General features: G+C 74.8%; 10 protein-coding genes. 8 read left to right on the forward strand and 2 right to left on the reverse strand.

The window, feature by feature from the left end; genetic code table 11:
- Positions 1-121: 121 nt before the first annotated feature.
- Entirely contained in the window at positions 122-778 is a 657-nt protein-coding gene (locus H505_RS0133555) for a class I SAM-dependent methyltransferase (protein ID WP_026405433.1), read from the reverse strand.
- A 66-nt stretch (positions 779-844) separates the two neighbouring features.
- On the opposite strand from H505_RS0133555, the gene H505_RS0133560 reads away from it, so the two are divergent.
- The gene (locus H505_RS0133560; protein ID WP_026405434.1) at positions 845-1678 is read left to right on the forward strand and encodes a TrmB family transcriptional regulator; all 834 of its coding nucleotides are present in this window, start codon (positions 845-847) and stop codon (positions 1676-1678) included.
- Between the two features lie 7 nt (positions 1679-1685).
- Here the strand turns inward: H505_RS0133560 and H505_RS0133565 are convergent, their stop codons facing one another.
- On the reverse strand, positions 1686-3302 hold the full coding sequence (locus H505_RS0133565) for a PucR family transcriptional regulator (RefSeq protein ID WP_026405435.1): 1617 nt from the start codon (positions 3300-3302) through the stop codon (positions 1686-1688).
- Between the two features lie 253 nt (positions 3303-3555).
- On the opposite strand from H505_RS0133565, the gene H505_RS0133570 reads away from it, so the two are divergent.
- From H505_RS0133570 to H505_RS46145, 7 genes are all read left to right on the forward strand, one after another.
- Positions 3556-3900: a hypothetical protein gene (locus H505_RS0133570; RefSeq protein WP_026405436.1), complete on the forward strand. Its 345-nt coding sequence runs from the start codon at positions 3556-3558 to the stop codon at positions 3898-3900.
- Between the two features lie 491 nt (positions 3901-4391).
- Positions 4392-5675 (forward strand): extracellular solute-binding protein, encoded by a 1284-nt coding sequence (locus tag H505_RS46130; protein WP_084551126.1) that lies wholly within the window; start codon positions 4392-4394, stop codon positions 5673-5675.
- 611 nt (positions 5676-6286) lie between these two features.
- Positions 6287-7369 carry a sensor histidine kinase gene (locus tag H505_RS46140; protein WP_051301471.1) on the forward strand — a complete coding sequence of 361 codons (1083 nt, stop codon included), beginning with the start codon at positions 6287-6289 and terminating at the stop codon, positions 7367-7369.
- A 51-nt stretch (positions 7370-7420) separates the two neighbouring features.
- Positions 7421-8656, forward strand: a complete 1236-nt coding sequence (dxr, locus tag H505_RS0133590; RefSeq protein WP_051301556.1) for a 1-deoxy-D-xylulose-5-phosphate reductoisomerase — start codon at positions 7421-7423, stop codon at positions 8654-8656.
- Positions 8657-8772: 116 nt separating this feature from the next.
- A complete protein-coding gene (locus H505_RS0133595; protein ID WP_026405438.1) occupies positions 8773-9972 on the forward strand; it encodes a M50 family metallopeptidase in 1200 nt (399 codons plus the stop codon).
- A 183-nt stretch (positions 9973-10155) separates the two neighbouring features.
- The gene (gene ispG / locus H505_RS0133600) at positions 10156-11340 is read left to right on the forward strand and encodes a flavodoxin-dependent (E)-4-hydroxy-3-methylbut-2-enyl-diphosphate synthase (protein ID WP_026405439.1); all 1185 of its coding nucleotides are present in this window, start codon (positions 10156-10158) and stop codon (positions 11338-11340) included.
- 261 nt (positions 11341-11601) lie between these two features.
- Positions 11602-13263, forward strand: coding sequence for an alpha/beta hydrolase (locus tag H505_RS46145; RefSeq protein WP_051301472.1), 1662 nt, complete (start codon positions 11602-11604; stop codon positions 13261-13263).
- Positions 13264-13490: the final 227 nt, after the last annotated feature.

Consider the following 13490-nt stretch of genomic DNA (forward strand, 5'->3'; position numbering starts at 1 on the left):
GGGGGAGGGGCGGTCGGCTCCGGAGGTGCGGCTGGGAAAGGGGGCCCGGTTGTTTCTGGGGGGCATGGCGCGCATCGTATGGGAGCACGCGGCGGTCTCGGCCGCTGGGGTCAGTGGGCGCTTACTGCGGGTCCGGGGCGTAGTAAGAGTCGACGGCGGGCTGACCGGTGTAGTTCGGGCCGGCCCGGTCGTCGGCGCCCAGGTACCGGTACGGGAGGGTCGCCTCGCGGCGGCCGCGCAGCGTGATGCGGCGGCGGCGGGCGTCGTGGCCGAAACCGGCCCGGCGGAGCGCGGCCGCCAGCGGGCGCCCGGCGGGGGAGCCGTCGGCGAGCCGCACCGAGCGCGAGTCGAAGTCGGCGACCAGCAGGCCGCCCTCCGTCAGCCAGGACGCGGCGCGCGCGAGCAGCCCGAGCTTGTCGCCGACGTAGTGCAGCCCGTGGACGCACGTGATCAGGTCGGCGGGGGCGTCCGGCTCCCACGCGGTCACGGAGGCCACGACGAACCGGACGTTCGGCGGCGGCACCCCGGGCAGGAAGTGGCCGACGAGGTCGACGCCCGTGATCTCGACGTCCGGGGAACGTCCGGCGGCGTCGACCAGGGCGCGGCCCGTGCCGCAGCACAGGTCGAGCCAGCGGCCGGTCCCGTGCCGGGCGGCCTCGGCGAGGGGATCGACCCCGAGTTCGCGGCGGTAGGCGGCGAGGGTCCGTCCGCGGTTCATGGCGTTGTTCGCCACGACCGGGGACGCCTCGAGTGCGGCGTCGTCGAGGCGGCGCGTCATGCCCCGATCATCGCAGCACGGGCGGGCGCGCCGTACGGCCCCGCCGCGGCGGGCCGGGCGCGTAGCATGACGGCGGTGAGCACGCGGGACGTCCTGGAGCACCTCCGGCGGCTGGGCATGTCGGGGTACGAGGCCAAGGCGTACGTGGCGCTCGTCGCGGCGGGCCGGCCGGTCAACGGGTACGAGGTCGCCAAGCGGTCGGGGGTCCCGCGCAGCACCGTGTACGAGACGCTGGGCAAGCTCGTGGCGCGCGGCGCCGCGTACGAGGTGCGCGGCTCGTCCGACGCCACCGAGTACCTGCCGCTGCCGCCCGAGTCGCTGCTGGACCGGATGCGCCGCGAGTTCGACGGCTCCGTCGCGGCGCTGCGGACGGCGCTGCCCGCGGTCGCCGCCGCGCCGGAGGCGCCGCCGATCCACGGGCTCAAGGACGCCGAGGCGATGCTCGACCGGGCCGGGGACGTCGTCGCGGCGGCCCGCCGCGACCTGTTCGTGTCGATCTGGCCGGAGGAGATGCGGCGGCTGCGGGGCCCGGTCGAGGAGGCCGCGGGACGGGGCGTGGACGTGTCGGTCGTCGCGTTCGGCGACGACGCCGGGCCCGGCGCGGACGCGGGCGCGCGCGTCCACCGGCACCGGTACTCCGCGCCCGAGGCCGTCCTGGAGGACCTCGGCTACCGGCTGATCGTGGTGGTCGGCGACCGGCGCGAGGCCGTGGTCGGCGGCTTCGCCGAGAGCGCGGCGTGGGGCATCTACACCGCGGACCCGGCGGTCGCGCTGATGGCGGCCGAGTACGTCCGCCAGGACATCGCCCTGCAGATCCTCGCCGACCGGGTCGGCGCCGCCGAGCTGGACCGGCTGTTCGCCACCGACCCCGACCTGCTCCGCCTCCTCGGCCGCAGGTGAGCGCGGGTCACGGCCGCTCCCGGCGGACGGAGCCGAGCGCGAGCAGCGCCACGTGCAGCGACACGCACGACTCGACGTCGTCGAGGTCGGCGCCCAGCACGCGCCCGATGCGGCGCAGGCGCTCGTAGAGGGCGGGGCGCGACAGGTGGGCGCGCTGCGCCGCCTCGGCCTTGTTGCGGCCGCACTCCAGGTACAGCTCCAGGACGCGGGCGAGGTCGGTGCCGTGCGCGGCGTCGTGCCGCAGCAGCGGGCCGAGCTCCCGCTCGACGAACGTCTGCACGCGGGCGTCGTCCCGCAGGAGGTGCAGCAGGCCGCGCAGCCGCAGGTCGGGCAGCCGGTAGAAGGGGCGGTCGCCGGGGCCGCGGGCGGCGACGTCGGCGACCTGCTCGGCCTCCAGGAACGAGCGGCGCACGTCGCGGACCGTCTCGACGACGGAGCCGGCGGCGAGCACCCCGTCGTGCACCGACTGCCGGCGCAGCAGCGCGGCGATCTCGGTGAGCGCGGTCTCGGCGCCGGTGCGGGCGGGCAGCGACGCGAGCACGCCGACCCGCGCGTCCGGCCCGCCCTCGTCCAGCACGCCGACGAGCGCGGCGACCCGCGCCCGCCGGCAGGCGGCGGCGGTGGTCTCGGCGAGCTGGGAGAGCTCCCCGCCCGGCGCCGCCCCCGCGGCGCCCCGGTACCGCAGCACCGCGCCGAACAGCCGCCGCCCGGTCAGCGGGACCCCGAGCGCCCGGGCGCGCGCCGCGGCCTCCTGCGGATCGGAGTGGGCGTGCGCGATGATGCGGGCGAGGAGCGTCCCGTGCGCCTGCCGCTCGAGGCTCTCGGCGTGCCGGTCGAGCAGCCGGCCGAGCGCGAGCGTGGTCGCGGCCCGCTCGACCAGGACGGTCTCGCGCGGCGTCGGCGGCGACCCGAGGACGATGATCAGCCGTCCCCAGTCCTCGCCGCGGGCGCCCACCGCGGTCGCCAGCCAGCCGGACGTCGCGTCGTAGCCGGTGCGGCCGCCGGGCCGGACGGCCCGGGACCGCGCCTCCCACGCCGCCAGCACCTCCGCCGGGTCGGCGCCGCCCGCGTCGGCGGCCAGCACCCGGTGCGACAGGTTCTCCAGGACGACCGGGTGCCCGGCGAGCGCGGCGACCCGCCGGACGACCTCGTCGGTGGAGGCGCCCTCGACCGACAGCCGGGTGAAGATCTCGTGCAGCCGCTCCGACTCCCGCAGCTCCGCGAACTGCTCCTGGACGATCCGCGCGTGCACGGCCTCGGTGATGTCGACGAACACCGGCTCGTGCTCGAGCACGACCACCGGGAGTCCGTGCCGCTCGGCGGCGTCGATCAGCGGGCCGGGCAGCGCGGTGGCGTACCGGCGGCCCAGCTCGATCATCAGCCCGCACACCCCGACCTCGGCGAGGTCGGCGATGTAGGCGCGCAGCCGGTCCGGGTCGTCGGGCAGCGCGATGCCGGTGGTGAGGACGAGCTCGCCGCCGCGCAGCAGGGGCGCGATGTCGGTGACCTCGGCGACGTGGACCCAGCGGACGCGGCCGCCGGTGCGGTCGGCGCCCGCGACGACGCGCGGCCGGCAGCGGCGGACCGCGTCGAGCCGGAGCACGTCGTCGACCGTGGGCAGCATCACGCCGATGCTACCGGGCACAGTGTCAAGGACGCCGTTCGCCGCGTTACAGGCTGCCGGTGCCGGCGGGCCGCCCCCGGCCGCGTTTGCGTGGCCTTCTTACGGACCCGGCACGGCCGCGAATAATAGCAACTTCCATTGACTCGTTCTGTGCGCGGCGACACAATCTGACTGTCTCAATTAAATGAGGCGAAAATGAAAGTCAGGGCCCGGTGGCGACCGTGACCGCGGGGCCGGCGCAGGGAGCCGCGCAATGACCGCAGACGACCATGCCGCAGAGGTCGACGCGCTCGGACGGCGTTTTCCGGGCTGGACGTTCTGGTTCGGCCCGTTCACCCGCCGCTGGTGGGCGCTGCCGCCCCGCGAGCTGGACGTCGGCGACTTCCTGGAGGCCGACACCCCGCAGGCCCTCATCGCGCGGATCGAGGCGATCCGGCGGACCCCGCCCTCCGGCGCGCGGGGTCACCGGCCGCCCCTCCCCGACGACACCCGGCGGGACGCGCGGCGTCCCTCGAACCTCCTCCGGCTCGAGGGCGTCACACCGTCGCCGTTCCGCCGGGCGCCGGCGATCGCGTGGCCGGGCGGCTCCGCAGGATGACCGCTGTTCCCCGACCCGCCGCGCCCGCCGGTGCCGTCACGGCCCCGGGCAGGACGGTGTCCGCGCCGCAGCCCCCGCCGGAGAACTCCGTGTGCGGCGCGGACGCCGGCACCCGCCGTCCCCCGGGGCCGTGGCGGGTCCCGCGCCACCCGGGTGAAGGGCCGGAAACAGTGGCGGTAAATGGCGGTGAATGGTCGCCGCCGGCCGTGGCGGATCGGGTTCCGCCCCGGCGGACGCATTAGGCGCCGCCCCGCCGCTCGTGTTGCGCGTTGTTCCGGCCCATCCGAAATCCGGACGTCGGTTCGGGCGACGAACGGGCGGCGGTTCTTTCGCCGGGCGTCGTCCGTCCGAGGAAAAGGGCGGACGGTCCCGCGGCGCGCGCCCGGCCCCGCGCGGTCCCGCCGCCGCCCCGCCGCGAAGGCGCTACGCTGCGCCGACGGGGACGTTCGCGAATCCGGGGGAGCGGACCCGCGAGGCGAGCTGGGAGCGACATGCGGCTGACGGGCACGCGCCCGACGAACACGCGCCTGCTGGACGGGGTGCGCGCCAAGGTGCTGGCGGCCCTGGGGGCGTCCGCGGTGCTGGCCGCGGCGGGACTCGTCGCGTGCAGCGGCGGCGAGGACGACCGGGAGCCGGTCGGCGTCGCGAAGGCGGCGAGCACGCTCGGCCCCGGCGAGGGCGTCCTCAACCTCGTGACGCTGCCGGGCTACATCGAGAACGGCGGCACCGACCCGCGCGTCGACTGGGTCACCCCGTTCGAGGAGCGCACCGGCTGCAAGATCGGCTGGAAGGTCGCGACGACCCCGCGCGAGATGGCCGACCTGATGCGCGACGAGGGCCGGCACTACGACGGCGTCGCCGCGCCGCCCGAGGTCGCCGGGCGGCTCATCGCCGACGACCAGGTCGTCCCGGTGAACACCGACCTCGTGGACGGCTACAAGAAGCTCGAGCCGACGCTGCGCGGCCTGCTCGAACGGGACGGCGAGTACTTCGGCGTCCCGTACGTGTGGGGCTCGAACCTGCTGGTCCACGACTCGCGGTCGGTGCCGCAGCCGTCGAGCTGGGCCGCGCTGTTCGACCCCGACCGGGCCCGCGGCCGCTCGGGCGGGCTCGTCATGCGCGACAGCCCGCTGTCGATCGCCGAGGCCGCGCTGTACCTCAAGGGCGCCGAGCCCGGCCTCGGCGTCGAGGACCCGTACTCGCTGACGCCCGAGCAGCTCGCCGCCGCCGGGCGCGTCCTGAAGGAGCAGCGCCCGCACGTCGCCGAGTACTGGGAGCTGCCCGCCGACGCCGTCAGCGCGTTCGCGGCGGGCGGCGCTGTCCTGGGGCAGGCGTGGCCGTACCACGTGGACGTGCTGAACCGGGCGTCGCAGCCGGTGCGGGGCGCCGTCCCGGCGGAGGGCGTGACCGGCTGGCTGGACGCTTGGATGATCAGCTCCCGGGCGCAGCACCCGAACTGCATGTACCAGTGGCTGCAGTGGACGGCGTCCGCGGACGTCCAGCAGCAGGTGGCCGAGTGGACGGGCGTGGCGCCCGCCAACCCGCAGGCGTGCTCGGGCGACCGGCTCCGGCCGGGCTTCTGCAGCGCGTACCGCGTCGGCGACCGCGAGTACCTGGAGGACGTGATCTTCGCGCACACCCCGCGCGAGGACTGCGGCCGCGAGCCGGGCGCGGACGCCGGGGACGCCGGGGACGCCGAGGCGGGTTCGGGCGAGGACCGGTGCACGAGCTACGCGGAGTGGACGCGCACCTGGATCGAGTCGACGAAGCTGTAGCGGCGGTCCGGTGGGACCGTCAGAGGTCTCTCCGGCGCGCCCGACCGCCCCCAGCCGGGCGCGCCTCTCGGGTGGTCCCGGGCTTCCCCCCGAATGCCCGGGTCACCCTTCTCCCTGGAGAGACTCCATGGCGACGGCGGCGTGCAGAGCCGTCACCGGCGCCGGGTCCGGCTCTCCGACCGGTCCGGCGCCCGTGAAGCGCGGTTCTCGCGGGCCCCGCCGCGGGCGGGGTACCGGCGGGGCGGGTGCGCAGTCGTCGCACGCGAACACCCCGGTCGAATCCGGCAGGCGGCCGACGCGGACGCGCGGCCGGGGCCATCTCTTGCCGCAGACGACGCACGCGTCGCCCAGGCGCTGCGCTGTGCTCAGCGGCGCCGGGTCGAACGTCGGGTCACCCGCCTGGCCCATGTCCCATCCCCTCGCGGGAGTCGGCTTCACGTGACTCCTTTATAGGCCGGGGAGTGTGTTGTCCCAGCTAGCGAAGGTGAAAAGGGCGGCAAAGGCTCCTGTGCCGCCCGCCGGGGGCGCGGCCGGACGACCGGGCAGAAGATCAGTCCGCCCCATACGGTCGGCGCAGGTCTCCTTTGCCGTGGAATACGTACAAAGGAGACATGTCGGTCCGGAAAGCCGAGGGCCGGGTGCACCGGCCGCGCTCCGCACCGGCGCGTGGGACGGTGGGCGCGCTCGCGGTGACGGGGCCGCCGCTGCTGCTCGGAACGGTCGCGGCGGCGGTGGTCCTGCACGTCTTCGCGGACGCCCGGTGGAGCGTCCTCGCGCCCGTCCTGGCCGCGCTGCTCGCCGCCGCGCTCGGCCTCGGCGCCCGCGCCGCCCGGCGCGCGGCCGAGCGCGCGCTGCGCCCGGTGGCGGACGCCGAGGCGCAGATGGCGGAGATCCTCGAGACGGCGGACGCGTCCCGCCGGGTGCGCGTCCCGCCGACCGGCGACGCCGCCGACCGGCTGGCCGCGCGGATCAACGGCGTGCTCGACCGCCTGGAGCGCTCGGGCCGGCAGCGGCGCGCGTTCATCGCGGACGCCTCGCACGAGCTGCGCACCCCGCTGACCGGGCTGCGCACCCGCATCGAGCTGGCGCTGGCCGCGCCCGGCGACGCCGACCTCCCCGAGACGCTGGACGGCGCGCTGCGCGACGTCGAGCGGCTGCACCGCATCGTCGACGACCTCCTCGCGCTGGCCCGCCTGGACGCCGGCGAGGAACCCGCCCGCGAGCCGGTCGACCTCGGGGCGCTCGTCGAGTCGGAACTCGCCGTCCGCACCGCGCCCGTCCCGCTCAACGCGAAGGTCGAGACCGGGGTGATCGTCGAAGGCAACCCGATCCGCCTCGGCCGGCTGCTGGTCAACCTGCTCGCCAACGCCGAGCGGCACGCGGTCGGCCTCATCGAGGTCGAGGTGCGCCGGGACGGCGCGGAGGCCGTCCTGGAGGTCCGCGACGACGGCCCCGGCATCCCGCCCGCCGACCGCGACCGCGTCTTCGAGCGCTTCACCCGCCTGGACAGCGCCCGCAGCCGCGTCGACGGCGGCACCGGTCTCGGCCTGGCGGTCGCGCGCGCGACCGCGGTGTCGCACGGCGGCCGCCTCTACGCCGCCGACACCGGGCGGGACACCGGACGCGAGGCCCGCGGCGCCCGGTTCGTCCTGCGGCTTCCGCTCCTCCAGGGACCGGACGGGCGCGACGGCTGAGCACCGGAGACTCGCCATGGGCGGGGCGCGATGCGCGAGAATGGCCCCGTGATGACTCCCTCTGACGCCGCCGCCGACGCGGCCGCCGCCCGTGACGTCGTCCTGCTCGGCTCCACCGGATCGATCGGCACGCAGGCGCTCGACGTGATCCGCCGCAACCCCGGCCGGTTCCGGGTGACGGGCCTGGCCGCCGGCGGCGGCCGGGTCGGCCTGCTCGCCGAGCAGGCGCTGGAGTTCCGGCCCGAGATCGTCGCCGTCGCCAAGGCGTCCGCCGCCCAGGACCTGCAGCTCGCCTTCTACGCCGAGGCGAAGCGCCGCGGGTACGCCGCCGGCGAGTACCCCATCCCGAAGATCGTGGCCGGGCCGGACGCGGTCGCCGAGGTCGCCGGGTGGCAGTGCGACGTGGTGCTGAACGGCGTCACGGGCGCGCTCGGCCTGGCGTCCACGCTGGCCGCGCTGGACGCGGGGCGGACGCTGGCGCTCGCCAACAAGGAGTCGCTCATCATCGGCGGGCCGCTCGTGCGGGGGCGGGCGCGGCCCGGTCAGATCGTCCCCGTCGACTCCGAGCACTCGGCGCTCGCGCAGTGCCTGCGCGGCGGCGGTCCCGAGGAGGTGCGGCGGCTGGTGCTGACGGCGAGCGGCGGACCGTTCCGGGGCCGCACCCGGGACGAGCTCGCGGACGTCACCCCGGAGCAGGCGCTGAACCACCCGACGTGGGACATGGGCCCGGTCGTCACGATCAACTCGGCGACCCTCGTCAACAAGGGCCTGGAGGTCATCGAAGCCCACCTGCTGTTCGACGTCCCGATGGACCGCATCGAGGTGATGGTGCACCCGCAGTCGGTGATCCACTCGATGGTGGAGTTCACCGACGGCTCCACGCTCGCGCAGGCGAGCCCGCCCGACATGCGGCTGCCGATCGCGCTCGGGATGGACTGGCCCGACCGGGTCCCGGACGCCGCCCCGGGCATCGACTGGACGCGGGCGCACACGTGGGAGCTGTTCCCGCTGGACGACGAGGCGTTCCCGGCGGTGCGGCTGGCGCGCGGCGCGGGGGAGCGGGGCGGCACCGCCCCCGCCGTCTACAACGCGTCCAACGAGGAGTGCGTGGAGGCGTTCCGCGCGGGCCGGCTGCCGTTCCTCGGGATCGTCGACACGGTCGCGCGGGTCCTGGACGAGCACGACTCGGGCTCCGCCGGGTCGGCGGCGGACCTGACGGTCGACGACGTCCTCGCCGCCGACGCGTGGGCGCGGGCCCGCACCCGCGAAGTGATCGGCCTCCCCTGACCCGTCCCGCGCGGCGGACGGCCGCCGGGCGGGGCCGGGTGTGGGCGGTCGCCCCTCGGGAACCACGCGCCTAGGCACCCGGGGCCCGCCCGGGACGGACCCCCGAGGGGGCTGGGATGGCGTTCCTGCTCGGCGCGGTCGCCTTCGTCGTTGCGCTGCTCGCGTCGGTGATGCTGCACGAGGCCGGGCACCTGCTCACCGCGAAGCGGTTCGGGATGAAGGCCACCCAGTACTTCGTCGGGTTCGGGCCGACGCTGTGGTCGCGGCGGCGCGGCGAGACCGAGTACGGCGTGAAGGCGATCCCGCTGGGCGGCTTCGTCAAGATAGTCGGGTACACGCCGCTGGAGGAGATCGATCCGGCGGACCGGCCCCGCGCGTTCTACCGGCAGCCCGCCGGGCGCCGCGCGATCGTGATCGCCGCGGGCGTCGTCGCGAACTTCGTGTTCGCGTTCCTGCTGCTCATGGTGATGGCGATGACGCTCGGGATCCGCGACCCGGGGACCGTGACCACGACCGTCGACCGGGTGTCGGCGTGCGTGCCCGCCGGGGCGGGCGCCGAGTGCGGCCCGGACCGTCCGGCGTCTCCGGCGGCGCGGGCGGGACTGCGGGCGGGCGACCGGATCGTCGCGTTCGACGGCGCCCCGGTCGGCGGCTGGCGGGAGCTGACGCGGGCCATCGAACGCGCCGGAGCCGGACGGGCGGTCGCGGTGACGGTCGAGCGGCCGGGGGCTCCCGAGCCGGTGACGCTGCGGATGCGGCTCGCGGAACTCGGCGGCGAGCCGTTCGTCGGGGTGTCCGCGCGGGTGGCGGGGGCCGGGTACGAGCGGGTCGGGCCGATCAACGCGGTGGTGTTCGCCGGGCGCGGCATCGCGACGACGCTCGAGGGCATCGGCCGGGTCGCGGCGGACCTGCCGTCGGCGATCCCGAACCTGTTCTCGGACGAGCGGGCCAGCTCGCCCGGGGGGCAGGTGGGCAGCGTCGTCGGCGCGACCGACGTGTCGGGGCAGATCTTCGCGTCGGACGACTCGGCCCGCGACAAGCTCGCGCTGTTCCTGTCGCTCGTCGTCTCGCTGAACATCTTCCTCGGCGCGCTGAACGTCGTGCCGCTGCTGCCGCTGGACGGCGGGCACCTCGCGGTCGTCGCCTACGAGCGCGCCCGGGCGGGCATGGCGCGGGTCCGCGGCCGCCCGGATCCCGGCACGGCCGACATCACCAAGCTCATGCCCCTCACCTACCTCGCGGTCCTCCTGCTCGTCGGTTTCGGGGTCCTGCTGATACTGGCCGACCTGTTCAACCCGCTCGAGCTGCCCGAATGACCCGGGAGGTTTACGGTAAGTAGCTAAACGGTCACACTATTACGTGCCGGTCGCCGTCACCGCAATCGCCCGAGGCGCCTAGGCTTGTACGGGCCGGGCGGCCGTGTCACGCGGGGGACGCCCGCCTTCTCTGCGGGGGGCCGAGAGCGTCTCCGGTCGAGCAGAGGCGAACAGAGGAGAGGGATGAGCGTTTCACTGGGAATTCCTACGGTCCGTGACGGGCAGGAAGCGGGGCCCGCGGCCGGGCCGCGCCGCAAGTCCCGTCAGATCATGGTCGGGAACGTGCCGGTGGGGGGCGACGCGCCGGTGTCGGTGCAGTCGATGACCACGACGCTGACCGCCGATGTGAACGCCACGCTGCAGCAGATCGCGGAGCTGGCCGCGTCCGGCTGCCAGATCGTCCGGGTCGCGTGCCCGTCGCAGGACGACGCCGACGCGCTGCCCGCGATCGCCCGCAAGTCGCCGATCCCGGTCATCGCCGACATCCACTTCCAGCCGAAGTACGTGTTCGCCGCGATCGACGCGGGCTGCGCGGCCGTCCGGGTCAACCCCGGCAACATCAAGAAGTTCGACGACAAGGTCGGGGAGATCGCCAAGGCGGCGTCCGAGGCCGGGGTGCCGATCCGCATCGGCGTCAACGCGGGCTCGCTCGACAAGCGGCTGCTGGAGAAGTACGGCAAGGCGACGCCCGAGGCGCTGGTCGAGTCGGCGCTGTGGGAGTGCTCGCTGTTCGAGGAGCACGGCTTCCGCGACATCAAGATCTCCGTGAAGCACAACGACCCGGTCGTGATGATCGAGGCGTACCGGCGGCTCGCCGCCGCCTGCGACTACCCGCTGCACCTCGGCGTCACCGAGGCGGGCCCCGCCTTCCAGGGGACGATCAAGTCCTCGGTGGCGTTCGGCGCGCTGCTGAGCCAGGGCATCGGCGACACGATCCGGGTGTCGCTGTCGGCGCCGCCCGTCGAGGAGGTCAAGGTCGGCACGGCGATCCTGGAGTCGCTGGGGCTGCGGCAGCGCGGCCTGGAGATCGTGTCGTGCCCCTCCTGCGGACGCGCGCAGGTGGACGTCTACACGCTGGCCGAGCAGGTCACGGCGGGGCTGAAGGACTTCCCGGCCCCGCTGCGCGTCGCGGTCATGGGCTGCGTCGTGAACGGCCCGGGCGAGGCCCGCGAGGCCGATCTCGGCGTGGCGTCCGGCAACGGCAAGGGCCAGATCTTCGTCAAGGGCCAGGTCGTCAAGACCGTCCCCGAGGCGCAGATCGTCGAGACGCTGATCGAGGAGGCCATGCGGATCGCCGAGGAGATGGGCTTCGAGATCGGCGAGGACGGCTCCGTGTCCGGTCCCGGCGCCGAGGTCGTCGTGGCCTGAGCGGCCGCATGAGCTGACCGCGCCCGCCGATCCGCGCACGGATCGTCCGCGGATCGGCGCGAAGGCCCCCGGAACCGCTCCGGGGGCTTCGTCATGCCCGGGGTCCCGAACGTCCGGGACGATCACGAAGTTCCGGTGATCTCGTCACGATCGGGTCACCACCTTGTTGCGGGTCTGTCCGCGCCGACGCGAGCATCGCCACAATCTTCACTCATTTACCCATATGTCCGGCTCGACCGAGCTGGCACGTTAGGGGGATTTGTGAAGAGGATCGTCGTCGCGGCCGCCGTGGCCGCACTCGGCCTCACCGGCATGGGCGCCACGAGCGCGCAGGCCGCGAGCCCGCCCGCCGGACCGGCCGGCGGATTCGACCCCGCCGCCCTCGACTGGCACGCCTGCCCCGCGGACTTCGTGGAGACGGTGCGCTCGTCCTACGACTCGCTGTACCCGGTCTCGAAGACCGTGCAGTGCGCCGAACTGCAGGTGCCCCTCGACTACGGCGCGCCGAACGGCACGAAGATCACGCTGCAGCTCACGAAGACGCCGCACACCGGCGACGGCCCCGCCCAGGGCGACATCGTCGTCAACCCGGGCGGACCGGGCGGCGGCGGCGCGCTGTTCGGCCCGCGCGTGTTCGCCCAGAACTCCCCGGAGATGCGGGAGGCGTACAACGTCATCGGGTTCGACCCGCGCGGCGTCGGGATGAGCAGGCCCGCGCTGAGCTGCGACACGGCCTACACGAACGCCCCGCGCCCGGCGTACGGCGACGGCGAGATCGGCGCGGTCGCCACCTGGCTGTGGCGCTCGGCCGGGTACGCCCGCGACTGCGAGCGGGCCGACGAGATCGGGCTGCTCGACCACGTCAAGACGATCGACTCCGTCCACGACCTGGAGACGATCCGCAAGGCGCTGGGCAACGAGCGGCTCGACTACTACGGCGCGTCCTACGGCACGTACCTCGGCTCGTCGTACGCGACCGTGTACCCGAAGCGCGTCGACAAGATGGTGCTGGACGGCAACGTCGGCCCGTCGGACGTCTGGTACGACGCGAACCTCAACCAGGACGTCGCGTTCGACGAGAACGTCGAGTACTACTTCGGCTGGATCGCGCAATACGACGACGTCTACCACCTGGGCGACACGCGGAAGAAGGTGCACGACTTCTTCTACGGCCTGCGCGACGAGCTCAGGAAGAAGCCCGTCCGCCACACCGACCCCGAGAGCGGGCAGGAGCTCGCCGTCGGCCCGGCCGAGCTGACCGACGTGGTGCTGAACGCCGGATACCGCCGCAGCCAGGCGATCTGGCACGGGTACGCGGCCGGGCTGTCGGCCTACAAGAACGGGGACGCCGCCACGTTCGCGGGCACGTTCGGCTCGCCGACGAGCGGCGAGGCGGACGACAACGGGTACGCGATGTACCTCGCGACCGAGTGCACCGACGTGCAGTGGCCGCGGAGCTGGTGGAAGTGGTACCGCGACAACGCGCGGATCAACGCGAAGCACCCGTTCACGACGTGGGGCAACGCCTGGTTCAACGCCCCCTGCCTGTTCTGGGGCGCGAAGGCGGGCGAGCCGGTGGACGTCGGCGCGACGCCGGACCTTCCGGACGACATCCTCATGTTCCAGTCCACGCACGACGCCGCGACGCCCTACGAGGGCGCGCTCGACCTGCACAAGCGGCTCAGGGGCTCGCGGATGGTCGTCCAGGACGGCGACCGGACGCACTGCATCGTGCACCGCGGCTCGGAGGTCGTCGACGCCTACTTCGACGCGTACTTCCTGCGCGGCGAGCGTCCGGCGGAGCGGATCGTCCACGTCCCCGACCTCGGCGACCCCAAGCCGCCGGCCGGGGCGGACGCGGAGGCGGCGGCCGGCCTGCGCGCGCCTGAGGCCGCACTGCCGAAGGCGGACGTCATCCGCTGACGGGCGCACCGGCACGGCGTCGAGCGGACGGGCGGGTCCCGGGACCTCCCGGGCCCGTCCGGGCCGCCGCCGTGCCGGGCCGGAACGCCGCGGAACATCACGAAGTTCCGCTGATCTTGTCACGGTTCCGCATCCCTCTGCGGCTGCCTCTGCCCGCAAAGGGGGCGGAACCGCCACAATCACCCCGCAATTCATGCATCCGCTACGTATCGGCGCAGCTCCCCCTC

The sequence above is a fragment of the Actinomadura rifamycini DSM 43936 genome, assembly GCF_000425065.1.
In the GTDB taxonomy this organism is placed as follows: Bacteria; Actinomycetota; Actinomycetes; order Streptosporangiales; family Streptosporangiaceae; genus Spirillospora; species Spirillospora rifamycini.